General features: G+C 68.2%; 19 protein-coding genes. 12 read left to right on the top strand and 7 right to left on the bottom strand.

The window, feature by feature from the left end; genetic code table 11:
* Positions 1–42: 42 nt before the first annotated feature.
* The gene (locus ACV4UZ_RS04130; RefSeq protein ID WP_491599664.1) at positions 43–438 is read left to right on the top strand and encodes a hypothetical protein; all 396 of its coding nucleotides are present in this window, start codon (positions 43–45) and stop codon (positions 436–438) included.
* On the opposite strand, the gene ACV4UZ_RS04125 is transcribed toward ACV4UZ_RS04130, so the two are convergent.
* Genes ACV4UZ_RS04125 through ACV4UZ_RS04115 form a run of 3 tightly spaced genes read right to left on the bottom strand, consistent with a single transcriptional unit; the run spans position 413 to position 3,364 of the window.
* Positions 413–1,144 carry a metal ABC transporter permease gene (locus ACV4UZ_RS04125; RefSeq protein WP_491599663.1) on the bottom strand — a complete coding sequence of 244 codons (732 nt, stop codon included), beginning with the start codon at positions 1,142–1,144 and terminating at the stop codon, positions 413–415. The genes ACV4UZ_RS04130 and ACV4UZ_RS04125 overlap by 26 nt on opposite strands.
* The gene (locus ACV4UZ_RS04120) at positions 1,131–2,030 is read right to left on the bottom strand and encodes a metal ABC transporter substrate-binding protein (RefSeq protein ID WP_491599662.1); all 900 of its coding nucleotides are present in this window, start codon (positions 2,028–2,030) and stop codon (positions 1,131–1,133) included. The genes ACV4UZ_RS04125 and ACV4UZ_RS04120 overlap by 14 nt, the downstream gene beginning before the upstream one ends.
* Positions 2,031–2,041: 11 nt before the next feature.
* Positions 2,042–3,364 (bottom strand): hypothetical protein, encoded by a 1,323-nt coding sequence (locus ACV4UZ_RS04115; protein ID WP_491599661.1) that lies wholly within the window; start codon positions 3,362–3,364, stop codon positions 2,042–2,044.
* Positions 3,365–3,505: 141 nt separating this feature from the next.
* On the opposite strand from ACV4UZ_RS04115, the gene ettA reads away from it, so the two are divergent.
* The 3 genes from ettA (at position 3,506) to ACV4UZ_RS04100 (ending at position 6,688) form a co-directional block, all read left to right on the top strand.
* Positions 3,506–5,185 carry an energy-dependent translational throttle protein EttA gene (ettA, locus tag ACV4UZ_RS04110; protein ID WP_491599660.1) on the top strand — a complete coding sequence of 560 codons (1,680 nt, stop codon included), beginning with the start codon at positions 3,506–3,508 and terminating at the stop codon, positions 5,183–5,185.
* A gap of 11 nt (positions 5,186–5,196) precedes the next feature.
* The gene (locus ACV4UZ_RS04105; protein ID WP_491599659.1) at positions 5,197–6,162 is read left to right on the top strand and encodes an ankyrin repeat domain-containing protein; all 966 of its coding nucleotides are present in this window, start codon (positions 5,197–5,199) and stop codon (positions 6,160–6,162) included.
* An 85-nt stretch (positions 6,163–6,247) separates the two neighbouring features.
* Positions 6,248–6,688 (top strand): CBS domain-containing protein, encoded by a 441-nt coding sequence (locus ACV4UZ_RS04100; RefSeq protein WP_491599658.1) that lies wholly within the window; start codon positions 6,248–6,250, stop codon positions 6,686–6,688.
* Positions 6,689–6,783: 95 nt separating this feature from the next.
* Here the strand turns inward: ACV4UZ_RS04100 and ACV4UZ_RS04095 are convergent, their stop codons facing one another.
* A complete protein-coding gene (locus ACV4UZ_RS04095; protein ID WP_491599657.1) occupies positions 6,784–6,975 on the bottom strand; it encodes a hypothetical protein in 192 nt (63 codons plus the stop codon).
* A 140-nt stretch (positions 6,976–7,115) separates the two neighbouring features.
* Positions 7,116–8,582, bottom strand: a complete 1,467-nt coding sequence (locus ACV4UZ_RS04090; protein ID WP_491599656.1) for a bacteriohemerythrin — start codon at positions 8,580–8,582, stop codon at positions 7,116–7,118.
* 336 nt (positions 8,583–8,918) lie between these two features.
* On the opposite strand from ACV4UZ_RS04090, the gene ACV4UZ_RS04085 reads away from it, so the two are divergent.
* Positions 8,919–9,329, top strand: coding sequence for a hypothetical protein (locus tag ACV4UZ_RS04085; RefSeq protein ID WP_491599655.1), 411 nt, complete (start codon positions 8,919–8,921; stop codon positions 9,327–9,329).
* Positions 9,330–9,344: 15 nt separating this feature from the next.
* On the opposite strand, the gene ACV4UZ_RS04080 is transcribed toward ACV4UZ_RS04085, so the two are convergent.
* Positions 9,345–9,818: a low molecular weight protein-tyrosine-phosphatase gene (locus ACV4UZ_RS04080; protein WP_491599654.1), complete on the bottom strand. Its 474-nt coding sequence runs from the start codon at positions 9,816–9,818 to the stop codon at positions 9,345–9,347.
* Between the two features lie 49 nt (positions 9,819–9,867).
* Here ACV4UZ_RS04080 and cobB point away from each other — a divergent pair, with 49 nt between their 5' ends.
* The 3 genes from cobB (at position 9,868) to ACV4UZ_RS04065 (ending at position 14,429) form a co-directional block, all read left to right on the top strand.
* A complete protein-coding gene (cobB, locus tag ACV4UZ_RS04075) occupies positions 9,868–10,590 on the top strand; it encodes a Sir2 family NAD+-dependent deacetylase (RefSeq protein ID WP_491599653.1) in 723 nt (240 codons plus the stop codon).
* Positions 10,591–10,694: 104 nt separating this feature from the next.
* Positions 10,695–12,536 carry a potassium transporter Kup gene (locus ACV4UZ_RS04070; protein ID WP_491599652.1) on the top strand — a complete coding sequence of 614 codons (1,842 nt, stop codon included), beginning with the start codon at positions 10,695–10,697 and terminating at the stop codon, positions 12,534–12,536.
* A gap of 3 nt (positions 12,537–12,539) precedes the next feature.
* Positions 12,540–14,429, top strand: a complete 1,890-nt coding sequence (locus ACV4UZ_RS04065; protein WP_491599651.1) for a potassium transporter Kup — start codon at positions 12,540–12,542, stop codon at positions 14,427–14,429.
* A gap of 37 nt (positions 14,430–14,466) precedes the next feature.
* Here the strand turns inward: ACV4UZ_RS04065 and ACV4UZ_RS04060 are convergent, their stop codons facing one another.
* Positions 14,467–14,811 (bottom strand): hypothetical protein, encoded by a 345-nt coding sequence (locus ACV4UZ_RS04060; RefSeq protein WP_491599650.1) that lies wholly within the window; start codon positions 14,809–14,811, stop codon positions 14,467–14,469.
* Between the two features lie 202 nt (positions 14,812–15,013).
* Here ACV4UZ_RS04060 and ACV4UZ_RS04055 point away from each other — a divergent pair, with 202 nt between their 5' ends.
* The 4 genes from ACV4UZ_RS04055 to ACV4UZ_RS04040 all read left to right on the top strand — a co-directional run bounded on the left by ACV4UZ_RS04055 (position 15,014) and on the right by ACV4UZ_RS04040 (position 19,016).
* Entirely contained in the window at positions 15,014–15,490 is a 477-nt protein-coding gene (locus tag ACV4UZ_RS04055) for a hemerythrin domain-containing protein (protein ID WP_491599649.1), read from the top strand.
* 31 nt (positions 15,491–15,521) lie between these two features.
* Positions 15,522–17,336 carry an ATP-binding cassette domain-containing protein gene (locus ACV4UZ_RS04050; protein ID WP_491599648.1) on the top strand — a complete coding sequence of 605 codons (1,815 nt, stop codon included), beginning with the start codon at positions 15,522–15,524 and terminating at the stop codon, positions 17,334–17,336.
* A 103-nt stretch (positions 17,337–17,439) separates the two neighbouring features.
* Complete coding sequence (locus ACV4UZ_RS04045) at positions 17,440–18,339, top strand: DMT family transporter (RefSeq protein WP_491599647.1); 900 nt, start codon at positions 17,440–17,442, stop codon at positions 18,337–18,339.
* A complete protein-coding gene (locus ACV4UZ_RS04040) occupies positions 18,336–19,016 on the top strand; it encodes an N-acetylmuramoyl-L-alanine amidase (RefSeq protein ID WP_491599646.1) in 681 nt (226 codons plus the stop codon). The genes ACV4UZ_RS04045 and ACV4UZ_RS04040 overlap by 4 nt, the downstream gene beginning before the upstream one ends.
* Positions 19,017–19,054: the final 38 nt, after the last annotated feature.

Genomic DNA, 19,054 nt, shown 5'->3' with positions numbered 1-19,054 from the left:
CTTCCGCCCTCCATGCTGTGATGAGGCCTTGAGGAGCACCCCATGGCCAAGCCCGAAATCTTCCGCATCGGCCTGAACGACCCCGAGGCCGAGACCACCTTCCGGCGCTTCACCTCCGCCATCTGCGGCGAGACCGGCCACGGCCGCCACGCCGTGCTGACCTATGGCGCCGATGGCCCGCGCTGCCTGCTGCAGAACAGCGGCCGCTGCCTGGACGCCGACACCCCCTGGCGCATGACCCGCGAGGTGCTGTTCCCGGTGTTGAGCTTCGACGACGGCATCCAATGGGTGGCGCTGTTTCCCATGGACGACTGGCAGATGCGCATGGATGCGGCGCTGGAAGCGTCGTTTGCCGCCGACAGGCCCTGGTCGCGCCTGCTGGCCGAGCAATTGCTGGCCGAGCTGCCCGGGGTCACCCACCTGATCGTGTCGCGCTGACCAGGGCGCCCGCCAGGGCCAGGGCGCAGACGATGGCGGCGCCGGTGGGCAGGTCGAGCAGCAGCGATGCCGCCAGCCCCAGGACATAGCCCGCCACCCCCAGCCCGAAGCCCCCCGGCGCCGAACGCGTCGCCAAGGCGGGCACGATCAGCGAGGCGAAGACCAGGAACACGCCCACCACCTGCACCGAGAGGGTGACGGCGGCGGCGAACACCGCATGGAACAGCCAGGGCCGCCGCTCCAGCCCGCCCTTGAGCGTCAGGGCCAGCAGCGGCAGGGTCGGCAGGGCGAGGACCAGCACCTGTTCCCACGTCACCCACAGAATCTGGCCGACCAGCAGGTCCTTCAGATGCTCGTCGCCATGGGGCGACAGGGCCAGCAGGATGATCTCGGCCGAGGCGGCGACCACGAACAGTACGCCGATCACCGCCTCCTGCCGCGCCCCCGCCCGCTTTTCGCTCCAGGCGAGAAAGGCGGCCCCGGCCAGGGCGGCGGCCAGGGCGACGGCCTGCACCCAGGCGCCTCCCGGCTCGAAGCCGGCGGCGTGGGCGGCGACCACCCCCAGACCGGCCACCTGGGCGATGGCCAGATCGATGAAGACGATGCCGCGCGCCAGCACCATGCGCCCCAGGGGCACATGGGTGGCCAGCACCAGCAGCCCGGCCCCCAGGGCGGGCAGCAGGACCAGCGTCTCAGCCGCCGCCATGGGCGGCCAGCAGACGGCGGATGGTGTCGGCGTAAAGGCCGAACAGATCGCGGGCGTCCTCGTTCCCCCCCACGGTGAAGGGCAGGACCACCGCCCGGGCGCCGGTCCGCTCCGCCAGGGAGAGGGCGGGGCGGCCATCCTGGTAGGCGGCATGGAGGATCAGGCGCACGTTCCGGGCCGGCAATTCGGCAACCAGCCGGGCGAGGTGGCCGGCTCCGGCGGGAATGCCCGGCTTGGGCTCGATGGCCGCCGCCTCCTTCATGCCCAGCCAGTCGAGCATGTAGACCCATTCCCGATGCTGGACCGCCACGGCGACGCCGCGCAGGGGCGCGGCCTGCCGCTCCCACTCGCCGATGGCGCGCTCCAGCCGGGCCAGGAAATCCGTCTGCCGCCGGCCATAAGCCTCGGCATGGGCGGGATCCAGGCGGGCCATGCGCTCGCCCAGGGCGCGGGCGATGGGAATCAGGTTGCGGGGGTCGGTGTGGATGTGGGGATTGCCCGAAGCGTGGACGTCGCCGTCGGCGCGGTCCAGGCGGGCGGGAACCTCCTTCATGGCCACCTGGGACGCCGCATCGAGATAGCCGGCCGTCCCCGGCTGCACCCGGGGATTGGCGCCCTGGCGCAGCAGCACCGGCAGCCATCCCGCCTCCAGCTCCGCCCCGGTGCAGACCACCAGGTCGGCGCCGCGCATCCGCGCGATCAGAGCGGGGCGGGCCTGGATATGGTGGGGATCCTGGCGCGCCGTGGTGGCGGCGAAGACCTCCGCGTCGGGCCCGCCCAGTTCGGCGGCCAGGGCGGCCCATTCCGGCTCGCAGGCGAAGATCTCCAGGGCATGGGCCTGGACGGGAAGCAGGACCAGCAGCGCGGCGGCGGCGAAACGGATCACGGCCTTTCTCCTCAGTAGGGGTGAGCGCCGTGGGCGCCCAGGCTGACGGTGTATTGCAAGATCACCTGGTGGTCGGCGGCGGGGCCGGAATTGTCCATGTTGCCCTGCAGGCGGAAGCGGCCGAATTCGCTGGTGGAGTAGTCGAGCATCACGCTCTTGCGCGAGGCGACATGGCCGGCCGGGTCCAGGGTGGTGCCGATCAGTTCGTCGTTGATCTCGCCCCAGGCACGGTCGTAGCGGGCGCCCACCCGCCAGCGAGGCATGAACTGCCACACCGCCTGGGCGTAGTAGCCCTGCTGGGTGGATTGGTCGCGCAGATCGTTGAACAGGCCGCTTTCGCTGCGGTGGAAGTACTCGCCCTGCAGCTTGACGTACCTTTCGGCGAAATTGCCGTCGGGAGCCCATTTGTAGACCGCATCGACGATGTGGAGCGCGTTGTCGCCCTTGAAGGTGTCGTTCTCGTTGTTGGTCTTGCGCTCGCGGGCATGGGTGTTGAGGCGCGACAGGCCCAGGCGCCACGAGCCGCCCTCGCCGCCCTTGCCGATGTCGTCGCCCACATGGGCGAACACCGACCACGCCCCCATGCCCTTGTTGGAGACGCCCTGGCCGGGATAGGAGCCGCCGCGCATGCCCTCGGCCCCCAGTTCCACGAACATTCTGGTGGGAGCCAGCCAGCGGACCTGCACGCCGTCGTCGCCGTATTGCGGTCCCAGCATCAGCAGGTAGGGCAGCGGCGCGTCGGCGAAATCCCAGGTATGGGCGTGCTGTTCGTTGAGCGTGCCGATGCCCGACTTGAAGCGCCCGCCCTTGACGGTGAAGCCCCAGGGCAGCGACGTGCTCCGGATGAAGGCCTCCTCCACCTCCACCGTGTTCTCGCGGGTGAAGGCCAGGGTCAGCGCGCCGTACAGCGCCTGATCCACATTGGCGGAGAAGGTCACCTCGGACTCGCCCAGGGCGAAGCCGCGCTCCATGGGCTTGCCTTCGTCGCCCAAGGCGAAGCCGGGAACGCGATAGGCCGCCGGGTCCTTCTTGGACAGGGTCGCCGTGCCGTTGAGGATCACCGAAACGGACGGGTTGAAGCCCGAGGCGCTTTCCGGCGGCTTGCCCTTGGCCGCCTGCTCGGCGGTCTTGCGCGCCTCCTCGGCCTTGGCGTCCACCGCCGCGCTCTTGCCTTCGGCCTGCACGAGACGCTTTTCCAGTTCCTGAATGCGCGCCTCGTAATCGGCACGCATGCGCGCCACCTCGCGGCGCACCTCCTGCAGCCCAGCTTCCTCGGCCTGGGCGGGCAAGGCGAGGGCGGCGATCAGGGCGGCGGTCAGCAGGCGGGGCGTCATGGCGGGGCTCCGTGAAAGGCAATTTATCGGCCGGACTCTATGTTATGTTATAACGTAACGTCAAGCGGCCATGCTTGACGCCGCCTGCGCACCCGTCTACTCAGTCTTCCAAATCGATCACGCCTAAGCGGAGAGCCCCCAATGGCCTCGTACCAGTACGTCTACGTCATGAAGAACCTGACCAAGGCCTATCCCGGCGGGAAGGAGATCATGAAGGGGCTGACCCTGAGCTTCCTCCCCGGCGCCAAGATCGGCGTGCTGGGCGTCAACGGCGCCGGCAAGTCCACCCTCTTGAAGATCATGGCCGGCATCGACAAGGAATACGGCGGCGAGGCCTGGGCGGCCGAAGGCGTCAAGATCGGCTACCTGTCGCAGGAGCCCCATCTCGATCCCAACAAGGACGTGCTGGGCAACGTCATGGAGGCGGTGGCCGAGACCAAGGCGCTGCTGGACCGCTTCGACGAGGTCTCGGCCAAGTTCGCCGAGGAGATGAGCGACGACGAGATGAACGCGACCATCGCCGAACAGGCGGAGTTGCAGGAAAAGATCGACCACCTCAACGCCTGGGACCTGACCCGCACCATCGAGATCGCCATGGACGCGCTGCGCTGCCCGCCCGGCGATTCCGACGTCACCACCCTGTCGGGTGGCGAGCGCCGCCGCGTGGCGCTGTGCCGCCTTTTGCTGTCGCACCCCGACATGCTGCTGCTGGACGAGCCCACCAACCACCTGGACGCCGAATCGGTGGCGTGGCTGGAGCGCTTCCTGGAGGATTATTCCGGCACGGTGGTGATGGTCACCCACGACCGCTACTTCCTGGACAACGTCACCGGCTGGATTCTGGAACTGGAGCGCGGCCGCGGCATCCCCTACGAGGGCAACTACACCTCCTGGCTGGAGCAGAAGGGCAAGCGCCTGGAGCAGGAGGAGCGGGAAGAGACCGCCCGCATGCGCGCCATCCGCGACGAGCTGGAATGGGTGAGGTCCAGCCCCAAGGCCCGCCAGACCAAGTCCAAGGCCCGTATCAGCGCCTTCGAGGATCTGGTGGCCAAGTCCCAGGAAAAGGCCACCGGCCCCGCCGTCATCTCCATTCCCCCCGGCCCGCGCCTGGGCGGCAAGGTGATCGAGGCCGAGAACGTGTCCAAGGCCTTCGGCGACAACCTGCTGTACGAGAACCTGAACTTCCGCCTTCCCCCCGGCGGCATCGTCGGCATCATCGGCCCCAACGGCGCCGGCAAGACCACCCTGTTCCGCATGATCACCGGCGCCGAGCAGCCCACCAGCGGCACCTTCACCGTGGGCGAGACCGTGGTGCTGGGCTATGTGGACCAGAGCCGCGATTCGCTCGACGCCGACAAGACGGTGTTCGAGGAGATCAGCGATGGCCAGGAGGAGATCGATCTCGGCAAGCGCAAGATCAATTCCCGCGCCTATGCCGGCCTGTTCAACTTCAAGGGCGCCGACCAGCAGAAGAAGGTCGGCGTGCTGTCGGGCGGCGAACGCAACCGCGTCCACCTGGCCAAGATGCTGAGCCGCCCCGCCAACGTCATCCTGCTGGACGAACCCACCAACGACCTGGACGTGGAGACCCTGTCGGCCCTGGAAGACGCCCTGGCCGAGTTCCCCGGCTGCGCCGTGGTGATCAGCCACGACCGCTTCTTCCTGGACCGCATCGCCACCCACATCCTGGCCTTCGAGGGCGATTCCCAGGTGGTGTGGTTCGAGGGCAACTACCAGGATTACGAAGCCGACCGCAAGCGCCGCCTGGGCGCCGAGGCCGACCAGCCCCACCGCATCAAGTACAAGCCGCTGAAGCGCTAGGATCGACCAGCATGTCGAAGCACACGGTCGTCGCCGCCGCCTGCGCCCTGCTGCTGGCGGCGGGGACCGGCGCCTGGTTCCTGGCCGCCCGCCCGCCCGCCAGCGGAGGCGATGAACTGGCGGCGGTGCCGGGCGACGGGCTGGTCACCTTCGCCCGCATCCAGACCGAGATGAACCGTGCCGGCGCGGGCAAGCCGGCCCTGCCCGCCGATCCCAACGCCGACAAGCTGGAAGCCATCGGCGGCGCGCTGCGCGAGTTCCTGGCCGGCAACACGGTCAAGGCGTCCAACATGCTGGACGACATCGACGCCGAGATCGACCTGCGGGTGCCCACCGAGGAGCAGGTGGACGCCGACCCCTTGCTGGCCGACAAGGAGGAATGGCTGATCAGCTATTTCGAACTGCTGCCCGACGCCCCCCAGGGCAAGGGCGTCAAGGCCGACACCTACGTCTTCGTCCGCTACGCGCTCACGCTTCGCAAGGTCGAGGCGGTGCTGCTGGCCGAGACCATGCCGTCCACCAAGGGATACGACCTGGTGGCCCGCAAGACCGAGCCCGAGCCTTCGGTGTTCGACGGCATGAATCTGCGCTTCCCCTGCCGCATGGCCGCCAGCCACCGCGCCCTGCTGGAGGAGGCGGCCCGGCGCCTGGGACCGCTGGGCGGCGGGCCGCTGACCGGCTGCCCCACGCCCAAGGGCCGCGAAGCCGATTTCAATCTGCAGGAACGCATCGCCCGCGATCCCGCAAGCGCCCTCACCTCCGCCGCCAACGGCCACGGCCCGCTGCCGCGCGATCTCAAGACCCCGCTGATGACCGCCGCCGCCAAGGGCAGCCTGGCCGACATCACCAAGGCCATGAATGCCGGCGCCGATCCCCACCGGGCCGACGCCCGCGGTCGCACCGCCCTTCACTACCTGCTGGGCAACCAGACCCTGCCCTCCGCCGACCGGGCCCAGGCGGTGAAGCTCCTATACTGACGGCCTTCACCCTTGAAGGAAGGCGGCACCGCCCCAAAGTCTTGAGAGGAGAGACCTGAGACTCGGACCTCAAGGGAGGGCGTCCATGATCGTCAAGACCATTCTGAAATCCAAGGCCCGCGGCGCCGGAATCGTTTCGGTCACGCCCGATGCCAGCATAGGCGACGCCGCCCGCCTGCTGGCCGGTCACAAGATCGGCGCGGTGCTGGTGATGGACGGCGACCGGGTGGCCGGCATCCTGTCGGAACGCGACATCGTGCGCGGGCTGGCCGACGCGGTCGACGTCTGCGTCACCGCCAAGGTGCGCGACCTGATGACCGCCGAGGTGTTCGTCTGCCACGAGGACGACACCGTCGAACGCCTGATGGAGATCATGACCGCCAAACGCATCCGCCACCTGCCGGTGGTCGACGCCAGCGGCGACGTGGCCGGTATCGTCACCATCGGCGACGTGGTGAAGTCCCGCCTGGACGAGACCAAGATGGAGGCGGAATCCCTACGCGACTACGTGATGGCCGGACGCTGAGGCCGTTCGGCAGGACCTGGACAGGGAAGCAGGCGGGATGCCCGCGCTCCCTGATCCGCGTGTCGCTCCGGAGCGCGGCCGTCCCGGCCGCATCCTCAGCGCAACTGCCACTCGGGCGCCGGGCCGCCGTTCAGCCCGAAACGGAAATGGGGGCATTCGCCGTCGCGGTCCTCGTGGCCGTCCAGCCGGGCGGAGGCATTGCAGCACCGCTCCAGCGTGAAGTAGCGGCAGGCGTTGCAGCGGATCGCGATGTAGGGCCGGTCCGGCAGGGCCGCGGTGGCAAGCATGTACGTAGTTCCCCCAGTGATGCCCGCTGATGTACCTGAACCTGAGTCCCGGCTCAATCGGGTTCACACCCTAAAAGGGCGCAATTCCATCGACTTATACCTTTGCACCGGAATGATCTCTGTGAAGCGGATCACATGGGTCAGGCGGCGTCGGTAATTCCCTTGAGAAAATTCTGCAGTTCACGCCGCTGGGCCTGCCACTGCGCCTCGTCGTCCCGTTCCTGGCGGCGGATTTCGGGGCGATCGCGGAGCTGATGCAGGGTGCGCATCAGATAGGGCATGTGGGCGGCCCGCTCCTGCTCGGTGCGGCCCAGGCTGGTGACGAAGCGTTCGAGGAAATGGGACGTGACCCGACCGAACACCCGGTGGGCGGTCAGCGCCAGGAACTCGCCCCAATTGCCGGCGTATTGCTGGTGGGCGATCAGCAGGTAGTCGCGGAGCGCGCCCTCGCGCGCCGCCTGCTGGAAGACCCGGGGTTCCATCTCCTGCTCGTAGAGGTCGTGGCAGCGCTGCCAGGCGGCATGCAGGGCCCCGGACAGGTCGCGGGTGGGATCGAACAGCGAGACCAGCGTGTCGATCTCGGTATTGCCGACCCGGGGCAGGTCGTAGGCCTCGGGACCGGGCGGCTGCAGCATGTCGCGCAGCGCCCGGGTGCTTTCCTTGACCTGGAAGACCCGGCTGCCGTCCTCCTTGATGCGCTCCACCAGCTTCAGCTCCGACCAGGCCAGCCGCCAACGGGCCAGCATGTCCTCGGCCAGGGGGGTGTCGACGCTTTCCCAGAAAGAATCGCCGTCCAGGGAGCGCCAGTCGCATTGGGTGGCCATCTGGCGCAACAGCCGGCTTTTCATCATCTCGGGCAGGATCAGGGCCTCGACCGCCCGGCGGAAGCGCGGCGCGAAGTCGGGCGACAGCACGAAGATCGGCGGCAGGACGCGATGGACCGAGGGATTGTGCTTGTGGAACACCACCAGCACCTCGTCGATGCGCCGCCCCACCGCCTCGGCGCACAGGGCGTCGAAACTCGCGAATCCGCGGCGCGGCGCGGGCATTTCGGCCTGGGTGTAGTTCAACCGGGTCAGCAGGTGGGCCAGATGGGGCGGCAGGCTGTATTCCACGTCCGGTTCCGAAGCGGAGGGCGGCGCCGCGGCCATCGCCGGGGCGGGCTCGGCCGGCGCCGCCGGCCTGGAGGGAGAGGGCGGGGCGGCCGAGGAAAAGCGGCGGCCCATGGCGCTGTCCTCCACCAGGATGTGATCCATCACCGAGACCCGAACGAAGGCGAGCAGCGTCGTGGCGATGTCGCGCCGCGTCCCCGGATCGGTGGCGACCAGATAGCGCCGCCGCAGCAGGTGGATGCGGTCGGCCACGGCGTCATGGCTTTCGCGGTGGGCGTAGAAGCTGGGGCAGCCGATTCCCGACAGCAGGTTTTCCTCGCGGCTGAAATGATCGGCGATCAGCCCGACCAGATCGCGCATGGCGGCTTCGGTCCCCTGGTCATCGCCCGCCGCCAGGCACGCCTCGAAACCGTTGATCAGCTCGACCAAGGCCCGGTGGTCGGCATCCAGGTCGGGAACGCCGATGGACATGGCGTCCTGCCATTGAATGGCCATCTCTTCACCCCTAGAGAGTAAGTTACATACAAGTTGCCTGATAATTAGCCGCACCATGACTTGAGACAGCGACCAGGGCATACCAATGTATGTAGGGGCTTCTCCCCCCTATACAGACGACCAAGAGGCGATAATGTTCTTTATCGTGTCTTCATGTAGCAAGTCGTAACAACCGCCGCAATCGGGTCCATACCTGAAAAGCGGTCGATATGACCCCAGAATATATGTATGCCGTAATATCTATACTTGGGAAAAGACTTAGGAAAAGCATGCCCTTTGCACCGCAGAGGGCGGCGTGTACCCTTGCCCCCGGCCGATCACGAACGGGAGGAAACGGTGGGCATCATCTACGTGGCCAGGAGCAAGGGGCTGCAAGCCTGGGGGGCCGATGTGGGCCTGGGAAAGAATCTCTACGCCATCGGCCATGTGGCGGACGGCACCGCCGAGGAGGCGCTGGCCGCCGGGCTGGCGGGCGAGAAGGACTGGATGGTGGTCAAGACCCAGGAGGCCGCCGAGGGCGTCGATGAGGCGAGCCTGCTGGAACGCCTGGGCCGAAAGGAAAAGCTGGTGGACCCCACCTACTACCCCCGCATCCGGGGGGCGCGCGGCCTGGTCAAGGTGGACCCCGCCAAGGTGGAGAATTCCATGCGCATCCGAAAGGCCCTGGAAACCGGCCAGGAACCCAAGGAGATCAAGGTCAAGCCCGCCGACATCGCCCAGTACCTGATCAACAACGCCCTGGGGTGACATTCAGGGAAAGGGTCAGGGCAGCCGTTCCCGCACATGGGCCAGCAGGCCGGCCGAGCCGGCCTCGATCATGTCCAGCACCCGCTCGAAGCCGTCGCCCGAGCCGTAATAGGGGTCGGGCACGTCGGCCAGACCAAGCTGCGGGGCGAAGGACAGGAACAGCGCCAGCCTTTCGTGCCGGTCGGGCGGACAGGCGCGGCGCATGAACTCCAGGTGGCCGCGATCCATGGCCAGCAGCAGGTCGAACTCGGCGAAGTCGCTTTTGCGCAAGGCGCGCGCCCGCAGGTCCTTCAGCTCGTAACCCCGCTTGCGCGCCGCCTCGGTGGAGCGGCGGTCCGGCGGCTCGCCCACGTGATAGGCGTGGGTGCCGGCCGAATCCACGCCGATCCGCCCCGACAGCCCCTCGGCCTCGACCATGGCGCGGAACACTCCGTCGGCGGTGGGGGAGCGGCAGATATTGCCGGTGCAGACGAACAGAATCTTGACCATGGGACACGTCCTGGCTTTTCGTTGACGGGCACTATAAGGGGGAGAGGACATGGCTGGAAAGGGCAGCATCGTCGTTCTGACCGGCGCCGGCATTTCCAAGGAATCCGGCCTGGACACCTTCCGCGACAAGGACGGCATCTGGTCCAAGGTGCGCCTGGAGGACGTGGCGACGCCCGACGGCTTCCGCCGCGACCCGGCCCGGGTCCAGGCCTTCTACAACACGAGGCGACGCAATCTGGTGGAAGGCGGCATCCTTCCCAACGCCGCCCATCTGGCCCTGGCCCGGCTGGAGCGGGAATGGCCGGACGAGGTGCTGGTGGTCACCCAGAACATCGACGACCTGCACGAGCGGGCGGGGTCGGAGAACCTGATCCACATGCATGGCGAGCTGCTGAAGATCCGCTGCGGCAAGTGCGCCCGCCCCTTCGCCTGGAGAGAGGATCTGGCGGTCGACGCCAAGTGCCCCGACTGCCACCGGGTGGGCAGCTTGCGGCCCCATGTGGTGTGGTTCGGCGAAATGCCGCTCCACATGGACCGCATCTTCGAGGCCCTGGCCGAGTGCGCCCTGTTCGTCTCCATCGGCACCTCGGGCCATGTCTACCCGGCCGCCGGCTTCGTCCAGACGGTGCGCAACCAGGGCCGCGCCCATACGGTGGAGCTCAACCTGGAGCCCTCGGAGGGCGCCTCGCTGTTCCGTGAAACCCGCATGGGGCCTGCCTCCCGGCTGGTTCCCGCCTTTGTGGAAGAGCTGCTTTCACGCAACCGCTCTTGACTCTCGTGCCGATATGAGTAGCCATGTGCCCCTGATGTCTAAGGGGGACACCTGATATGACGGCCCATGGCGGAGACGGAAAGTCCCGCAACGTCGCAGGTCTGATGCTTGCCGCCATCGGGGTGGTGTTCGGCGACATCGGTACCAGCCCGCTCTATGCCATGAAGGAAACCTTCGGCGGCCATTACGCGCTGACCATGGATCGCGGCAACATCCTGGGCGTGCTGTCCCTGGTGTTCTGGGCGGTGACCATCATCGTCTCGTTCAAGTACGTGGTCATCATCATGCGGGCCGACAACCGGGGCGAGGGCGGCTCGCTGGCCCTGCTGGCCCTGGTCAGCCGCGCCGCCGAGCGGAACCGCCGCCTGTCGCTGATGGTCAGCGCGCTGGGCATCTTCGCCGCCGCCCTGTTCTACGGCGATTCCATCATCACCCCGGCCATCTCGGTGCTGTCGGCCATGGAGGGTCTGCAGGTCGCCGCCCCCCACCTGTCGCAGTGGATCGTGCCGCTGACGCTGGGCATCCTGTTCGGCCTGTTCGCCATCCAGAGCCACGGCACCGATCTGGTGGGCAAGATGTTCGGCCCGGTGATGCTGGTGTGGTTCCTGACTCTGGCCATCCTCGGCATCCGCAACCTGGGCTACGCCCCCGGCGTGCTGGCGGCGCTTTCCCCCCACTACGCCATCGCCTTCGTGGTCCGCGAGGGCTGGCCCGCCTTCCTGGCCCTGGGCTCGGTGGTGCTGGCGGTGACGGGGGCCGAGGCGCTTTACACCGACATGGGCCATTTCGGCCGCCTGCCCATCCGGCTGGCCTGGTACCTGCTGGTGCTGCCCGCCCTGATGCTGAACTATTTCGGCCAGGGCGCCCTGCTGATCGCCCATCCCGAGGCCATCGCCAATCCGTTCTTCAACATGGCCCCGGCCCATCTGGCCCTGCCCCTGGTGATCCTGGCCACCCTGGCGACGGTGATCGCCTCGCAGGCGGTGATCTCGGGGGCCTTCTCGGTGACCCGCCAGGCCATCCAGCTGGGCTTCCTGCCCCGCATGGAGATCATCCACACCTCGGAAGAGGAGATGGGCCAGATCTACCTGCCCTTCGTCAACTGGCTGCTGATGGCCATGGTCATCGCCCTGGTGCTGGGCTTCAAGACCTCGTCCAACCTGGCCGCCGCCTACGGCGTGGCGGTGACCGGCACCATGGTGATCGACGCCCTGCTGGTGGGCACGGTGATGCTGCTGATCTGGAAGTGGAATCCCCGCAAGGTCAAGATCATGGTCGGCGGCTTCCTGGTGGTGGACCTGGCCTTCTTCCTGGCCAATTGGGTCAAGATTCCCGATGGCGGCTGGTTCCCGCTGGTGATCGGCGGCCTGATCTTCGTGCTGCTGACCACCTGGAAGGACGGCCGCAAGCGCCTGCTGGCCCGACTCAAGGCCGATGCCCTGCCGGTCGAGGATTTCCTGGCCTCGCTGTCGGACCGGGTGCCCCGCGTGCCGGGCACCGCCGTGTTCCTGACCGGCACCTCGGAAGGCGTGCCCATCGCCCTGCTGCACAACATGAAGCACAACAAGATCGTCCACGAGCGCGTGGTGCTGCTGACCGTGCTGGTGGACGAGGTGCCCTTCGTGCCCGAGGAGCAGCGGCTGGAAAACCGCCTGCTGGCCCCCAACTTCCACCGGGTGTTCCTGCGCTACGGCTTCATGGAAAGCCCCAACGTCCCCAAGGCGCTGGCCCATGCCCGCACCGACCAGCTGGGCTTCTTCTACGAGCCCATGTCGGTATCCTATTTCGTCTCGCGGGAAACCCTGCTGCCCACCGAGAAGCCGGGCCTCAAGGGCCTGCGCGACACCCTGTTCGCCACCCTGGCGCGCATGGCCACCAGCGCCATGGACTTCTTCCATCTGCCCAGCAACCGCGTGGTTGAACTGGGCAGCCAGATCGAGATCTAGACCATGGAAGCCCCCGCCGAGAAGACCGACGTCAAACGCCTGGGCGCCCTGTCGCTGGCCGCCATCGGCGTGGTGTTCGGCGATATCGGCACCAGCCCGCTCTATACCCTCAAGGAATGCTTCGATCCCAATCACGGCATTCCGTCCAGCCCGGAGAACGTCATCGGCATCGCCTCGCTGGTGTTCTGGGCGATCATCCTGGTGGTCACCCTCAAATACCTGCTGTTCGTCATGCGGGCCGACAACCGGGGTGAAGGCGGAATCCTGGCCCTGCTGGCGCTGGCGGTACGGGCCACCGGCGGCGACCGCGGGCTGGTGGGGCCGCTGGTGGCGCTGGGCCTGTTCGGCGCCGCCCTGTTCATCGGCGACGGCATGATCACCCCGGCCATCTCGGTCCTGGCGGCGGTGGAGGGCCTGGAGGTGGGCTCGCCGGCCTTCATCCCCTTCGTGGTGCCCATCACCCTGATGGTGCTGGTGGCGCTGTTCGTCATCCAGAACCGCAACACCGAACTGGTGGACCGCCTGTTCGGCCCGGTGATGGTGGCGTGGTTCCTGATCATCGGCGCCCTGGGCCTCGCCCAGGTCATGGAGCATCCGTCCATCCTGGCGGCGCTCGATCCGCTCAGGGGCATGGTGTTCCTGGCCACCCACGGCTGGCTGAGCGTCATGGTCCTGGGCGTGGTGGTGCTGGCGGTGACCGGCGGCGAGGCGCTATACGCCGACATGGGCCGCTTCGGCAAGCTGCCCATCCAGATGGCGTGGTTCGTGCTGGTGCTGCCCGCCCTGGTCCTGAACTATTTCGGCCAGTCGGCGCTGATCCTGGAAGACCCGGCGGCGGCCCGCAATCCCTTCTACCTGCTGGCCCCCGGCTGGGCGCTCTACCCCATGGTGCTGCTGTCCATCCTGGCGACGGTGATCGCCAGCCAGACGGTGATTACCGGCATCTTCTCGCTGTCGCGCCAGGCGGTGCAGCTGGGCTATTCGCCCCGGCTGGACATCCGCCACCTGTCCGACGAGGAAGAGGGGCAGATCTACGTGCCGCGCGCCAATTGGGGCCTGCTGCTGGGCATCGTGGTGCTGGTGGTCGGCTTCAAGAGTTCCAGCAATCTGGCCGCCGCCTACGGCATCGCGGTGACCGGCACCATGGCCGCCACCACCATCCTGGCGCTGGTGGTCGCCCATCGGGCCTGGAACTGGCCGCTGTGGCTGTGCATCCTCCTGGGAACCGTGTTCCTGGTGGTGGATCTGGGCTTCCTGGGCGCCAACCTGCTGAAGGTCACCCATGGGGGCTGGTTCCCGCTGGCGGTGGGCTTCGGCATGCTGCTGCTGATGGCCACCTGGCGCAAGGGCCGGGAAATCCTGTCGCGCCGCCTGGCCGACGGCGCCATGCCGCTGGACATGTTCATGGCCCAGCAGAAGGAGTCCACCAACATCCTCAGGGTGCGCGGCACCGCCGTGTTCATGACGGGGGGCACCGACACGGTGCCCATCGCGCTGCTGCACAACCTGAAGCACAACAAGGTGCTGCACCAGCGGGTGGTGTTCCTGACCGTCATCACCGAGGACATCCCCCGCGTTCCGGCCCGCGACCGGCTGGTGGTCGAGGGCCTGGCCGAGGGCTTCTACCGCATCACGGTGCGCTACGGCTTCTTCCAGGAGCCGGACATTCCCAAGGTGCTGCGCCTGTGCAAGGCCTTCGGGCTGGAATTCGAGATGATGGACACCTCGTTCTTCCTGGGCCGCGAGACCCTGGTGGCCTCCACCCATCCCGAGATGCCGGAATGGCGCGAGCGCCTGTTCGTCATCATGAGCCGCAACGCCGTGGCGGCCACCGACTTCTTCCGCATCCCGGCGGGCCGGGTGGTGGAACTGGGTATCCAGGTCCAGTTGTAGCCGGGAGTCGTGCGGGCAGGATGCCCGCGCTCCACCATCAGATGATCTTGGCTTCCCCGTCGCCGGAGAACACGCCGGAGACGCCGGACAGGTACGAGCGCATGGAGCGGCGGTCCAGCAGCTTGTCCTGGGCGGCGGGGGGAAGGTCGGTGAAGGCGATCACCCGCTTTTCCACCAGCACCGCCACCAGATCCTCCACCACGCGGATGAAGGCCAGATCCGAGGCGAGGAAACGGGCGGAACCGCGCTCGCCGCCGGTATCGCGGAACAGGAAGTCCAGCACGTCGGGATGGCTGGCCGGCAGGCTCTCGGCCGCGTTCTCGGCGGCCTGCTCGAACAGGCCGACCACCCGGCCCTGCGCATCGCGGCTGACGTAAGGCATATGCTCGCTCCCCGGCCTTGACCCGATCGCCCACAGGCTACCGCAACGGCAGGCCCCGGTCGCCGGCAAAATATCCACCCGAAAGATAGGGTTACAGAACGATTCAAAGCGAGGGCGGACTGGGACCGGCCAGCATGCTTCACTCATTGCTGGCGAAAGGCGCGGTGGCGAGAAGCCGCGCCGATGGTCGAGGAGAAATCCCATGCGCACCCTGGCCTGGTCCGAACACTTCACGTTGGGTCACGAGCGGATCGACCGCGAGCACCGCCGCCTGCTCGAACTTGCCGCCCGCATCGAGACCGAGGCGGAAAAGGCCGCCCGGGTCGAGGACATCCTGCCGCTGTGCCATGATTTCTTCCGTCTGCTGGTGGCGCACTGCTTCTACGAGGAGCAATTGCTGCGCAAGCTGCCGCGCGACCGCTTCGGCTCGCACGTGGACGAGCATTGCCGCGGCCATGCCCGCCTGATCAAACAGGCCCAGACGGTGATGGCCGGTCATCTGCCCACCGGCTATGAAAGCCTGCCGGCCTTTCTCGACGCCTATTTCAAGCTGATGCACGACCTGCTGGTGGACGACACCGAACTGGTCGGCTCGCTGATCCGCGAGGGCTACCACCGCATCGGCGCGCCGGAAGCCGGTCCGGTCTGGTTCTCCGGCTCCGGCGCTTCCCCGGTTTGACATCACGGCGCCCAAGGTGTAGCCATCGCGCATGGCTCCACCTCCCCTTCTCGCCCTTCGCGACGTTCGTCTGACCTTCGGCGGCAAGCCGCTGTTCGAGGGCGTCACCACCTGGATCGCCAAGGGCGACAAGACCTGCCTGGTCGGCCGCAACGGCTCGGGCAAGTCCACCCTGCTGAAAGTGCTGGCCGGCGAGATCGCGCCCGATTCCGGCGAGCGCTTCGTCCAGCCCGGCACCTCCATCGCCGTGCTGCCCCAGGACCCAATCATCCTGGCGCCCACCATCGCCGATTACGTGGCGCAGGGCCTGCGCCCCGACGAGCGCGACCAGATGTACCGGGTCGATGCGGTGCTGGACGCGGTGGGTATCGACGGCGGCCGCGATCCGGTGGCGCTGTCGGGCGGCGAAGGCCGCCGCGCCGCCCTGGCCCGCGCCCTGGTGGGCCAGCCCGACGCCCTGCTGCTGGACGAGCCCACCAACCATCTGGACCTTCCCACCATCCTGTGGCTGGAAGAATGGCTGTCCGCCTATGGCGGCGCCCTGGTCACCATCAGCCACGACCGCCGCTTCCTGGAAACCGTCTCCAGGCAGACCCTGTGGCTGGAGCGCGGCGTGGTGCGCCGGGCCGAATTCGGCTTCGAGAAATTCCCCGCCTGGCAGGACGAGGTCTTCGCCGCCGAGGAGGCCGAGCTGGCCCGTATGGACACCCGCATGCGCCAGGAGCTGCACTGGCTGGCGCGCGGCGTCACGGCGCGAAGGAAGCGCAACATGGGCCGGCTGCGCGCCCTGCAAGGGCTGCGGTCCGAGCGGGCCGAGCGCAAGTCCCAGGTGCTGGCCGCCGGCCGCCAGGTCAACCTGGCCACGGATTCGGGCGAGCTGTCCGGCCGCCTGGTGATCGAGGCGGAAAACGTCACCAAGTCGTTCGGCGACAAGCGCATCTGCCAGGATTTCTCCACCCGCATCCTCAGGGGCGACCGGGTCGGGCTGATCGGCCCCAACGGCGCCGGCAAGACCACCCTGCTGCGCATGCTGACCGGCGAACTGGCCCCCGACGGCGGCGTGATACGCTTGGGGACCAACCTGGAGACCGCCTATTTCGACCAGCGCCGCGCCGCGCTCGACCCCGACAAGAGCGTGTGGGACACGCTCACCGACGGGCGCGGCGACAATGTCTGGGTGCGGGGCACGCCCCAGCACGTGGTCGGCTACATGAAGGACTTCCTGTTCTCGGAAGCCCAGGCCCGCACGCCGGTGCGCGCCCTGTCGGGCGGCGAGCGCAACCGCCTGCTGCTGGCCAAGCTGCTGGCCAAGCCCTCCAACCTGCTGATCCTGGACGAGCCCACCAACGACCTGGACATGGACACCCTCGACCTGCTGGAAGAGGTGCTGGCCGATTACGACGGCACCCTGCTGGTGGTCAGCCACGACCGCGACTTCCTCGACCGGCTGGTGACCAGCGTCATCGCCGTGGAGGGTGATGCCGAGGTGGCGGAATACGTGGGCGGCTATTCCGATTATCTGCGCCAGCGCCCGGCCAAGGCGGAAAAGGCGGCGCCCAAGCCGCCATCCAAGCCCCAGGCCGCGCCCAAGCCGCAAAGCGCCCGCACGCGGCTCTCTTACAACGAGCAGCGCGAACTGGACCAGCTGCCCGGCCGCATCGACACGCTGACCGCCGAGATCGCCAGGCTGGAGGCCGATCTGGCCGACCCCAACCTCTACGCCAAGGATTCCGCCCGCTTCCAGAAGCTGGCATCCCGCGCCGAGGCGGCCCGGGCGGAACTGGACGATGCCGAGGTGCGCTGGCTGGAGCTGGAAGCCAAGCGGGAAGAGGCTGGGGGGAAGTGAACCGGCGGGAAAAGCGGGCGGGACGCCCGCGCTCCATGCAGCCCGCCTGCGGCAGCGCGCGCGTCACCACCCGGAGCGCGGGCGTCCCGCCCGCACGCACGCCATGACCGCGCCGACCCGCCTCACTCCCCTGGAATGGGCCTCGGCCACCCTGGTGGTGACCCTGTGGGGGCTCAATTTCGTGGCGGTGAAGACGGCGCTGGGCACCCTGCCGCCCTTCCTGCTGACCGCGCTGCGCTTCGCCTGCACCGCCCTGATTCTCGCTCCGTTTTTCCGCCCCGGCCGCGCCCGGCTGCCCGGTATCCTGCTGCTGGCCCTGCTGCTGGGAGTCGGGCATTTCGGCCTGATGTTCTTCGGCGTGGCCGGCATGGACGCCGCCACCGCCGCCATCGTCATCGAGCTGTCCATTCCCTTCTCGGCCATCCTGGCCTGGGCCTTCTTCGGCGAGGTGCTGGGACTCTGGCGCGGCCTGGGCCTGGCGGTGTCCTTCGTCGGGGTGGCCCTGCTGGCCGGCGAGCCCCATCTGCCCCATCTCGCGCCCTTCCTCGCCGTGGTGGCCTCGGGCTTCGCCTGGGCGCTGGCCAACGTGGTGATCAAGCGCCTGGGCGCGGTCAACCCCCTGGCGCTCAACGGCTGGATGGCGCTGCTGGCCGCGCCTTTGCTGCTGGGCCTGTCGCTCGCCACCGAAACCGGCCAGATGGAGGCCATGGCCGCCACGGGGATCAAGGGCTGGAGCGGCGTGGCCTATACCGTCGTCGGCTCGACCCTGATCGCCTATACCCTGTGGTACAAGCTGATCGCCCGGCATTCCATCAACCGGGTGGTGCCCTTCACCCTGCTGGGGCCGGTGGTGGGGCTGGCCGGCGGCGTGCTGCTGCTGGGCGAGCCGCTGACCTGGCACAAGCTGGTGGGCGGCGCGCTGACCGTTCTCGGCGTCGCCGTGGTGGAACTGCTGCCCGGCCGCGCCATCCACCGCGCCGAAGAACCGGAGCCCGGAACATGACCGTCATCTCCCGCCCCTCGCCCAATTTCGAGCCGCGCCCCACCGGGGCGGTGATCGACACATTGGTGCTGCACTATACCGGCATGGAGAGCGGCGAGGCCGCGCTGGCCCGCCTGTGCGACCCGGCCGCCAAGGTCAGCGCCCATTACGTCATCGAGGAGGACGGAAGCGTCTTCGCCCTGGTGCCCGAGGAGATGCGGGCGTGGCATGCCGGCGCCTCGTCCTGGCGCGGCGAGGCCGACGTCAATTCCCGCTCCATCGGCATCGAGTTGGTCAATCCCGGCCACGAATTCGGCTACCGCGCCTTTCCCGGCGCCCAGGTGGAGGCGCTGATCCGCCTCGCCCGCGAGATCTTGGCCAGACACCCCATTGCCCCCCGCAACGTGGTCGGCCATTCCGACGTGGCCCCCACCCGCAAGCAGGACCCGGGGGAATTGTTCCCGTGGCAGGACCTGGCCGAGCGCCACGGCATCGGCCTGTGGCCGTGCGGCGAGCCGACGCCGCTGCCGCCCGAGCACGTGCTGCTGTCGGGTCTCGCCCATGTGGGCTACGACATCCACGACCCCCAGGCGGCGCTGGCCGCCTTCCAGCGCCATTTCCGCCCCTGGAAGGTGGATGGGCTGATCGACGAGGAAAGCGTCGGCCGCCTGCGCTCGCTGCTCAGGATCGTGCGGTAGGCGGGCGGGACGCCCGCGCTCCGTGACGCCGCTTACTT

Source organism: Paramagnetospirillum sp. (assembly GCF_058402745.1).
Note: the sequence above shows the minus strand (reverse complement) of the source record. Positions and strands in the feature narration are given on the sequence as shown.

Excerpts from the sequence above, each read along its gene's own strand:
- ACV4UZ_RS04070 (WP_491599652.1), top strand. The coding sequence starts at position 10,695 with ATGCTTGCCGCCATCGGGGTGGTGTTCGGCGACATCGGTACCAGCCCG.
- ACV4UZ_RS04130 (WP_491599664.1), top strand. The coding sequence starts at position 43 with ATGGCCAAGCCCGAAATCTTCCGCATCGGCCTGAACGACCCCGAGGCC.
- ACV4UZ_RS04125 (WP_491599663.1), bottom strand. The coding sequence starts at position 1,144 with ATGGCGGCGGCTGAGACGCTGGTCCTGCTGCCCGCCCTGGGGGCCGGG.
- ACV4UZ_RS04055 (WP_491599649.1), top strand. The coding sequence starts at position 15,014 with ATGCGCACCCTGGCCTGGTCCGAACACTTCACGTTGGGTCACGAGCGG.
- ACV4UZ_RS04040 (WP_491599646.1), top strand. The coding sequence starts at position 18,336 with ATGACCGTCATCTCCCGCCCCTCGCCCAATTTCGAGCCGCGCCCCACC.
- ACV4UZ_RS04060 (WP_491599650.1), bottom strand. The coding sequence starts at position 14,811 with ATGCCTTACGTCAGCCGCGATGCGCAGGGCCGGGTGGTCGGCCTGTTC.
- ACV4UZ_RS04090 (WP_491599656.1), bottom strand. The coding sequence starts at position 8,582 with ATGGCCATTCAATGGCAGGACGCCATGTCCATCGGCGTTCCCGACCTG.
- ACV4UZ_RS04050 (WP_491599648.1), top strand. The coding sequence starts at position 15,522 with ATGGCTCCACCTCCCCTTCTCGCCCTTCGCGACGTTCGTCTGACCTTC.
- ACV4UZ_RS04095 (WP_491599657.1), bottom strand. The coding sequence starts at position 6,975 with ATGCTTGCCACCGCGGCCCTGCCGGACCGGCCCTACATCGCGATCCGC.
- ACV4UZ_RS04045 (WP_491599647.1), top strand. The coding sequence starts at position 17,440 with ATGACCGCGCCGACCCGCCTCACTCCCCTGGAATGGGCCTCGGCCACC.
- ACV4UZ_RS04115 (WP_491599661.1), bottom strand. The coding sequence starts at position 3,364 with ATGACGCCCCGCCTGCTGACCGCCGCCCTGATCGCCGCCCTCGCCTTG.
- ACV4UZ_RS04080 (WP_491599654.1), bottom strand. The coding sequence starts at position 9,818 with ATGGTCAAGATTCTGTTCGTCTGCACCGGCAATATCTGCCGCTCCCCC.
- ettA (WP_491599660.1), top strand. The coding sequence starts at position 3,506 with ATGGCCTCGTACCAGTACGTCTACGTCATGAAGAACCTGACCAAGGCC.
- ACV4UZ_RS04065 (WP_491599651.1), top strand. The coding sequence starts at position 12,540 with ATGGAAGCCCCCGCCGAGAAGACCGACGTCAAACGCCTGGGCGCCCTG.
- ACV4UZ_RS04105 (WP_491599659.1), top strand. The coding sequence starts at position 5,197 with ATGTCGAAGCACACGGTCGTCGCCGCCGCCTGCGCCCTGCTGCTGGCG.
- cobB (WP_491599653.1), top strand. The coding sequence starts at position 9,868 with ATGGCTGGAAAGGGCAGCATCGTCGTTCTGACCGGCGCCGGCATTTCC.
- ACV4UZ_RS04100 (WP_491599658.1), top strand. The coding sequence starts at position 6,248 with ATGATCGTCAAGACCATTCTGAAATCCAAGGCCCGCGGCGCCGGAATC.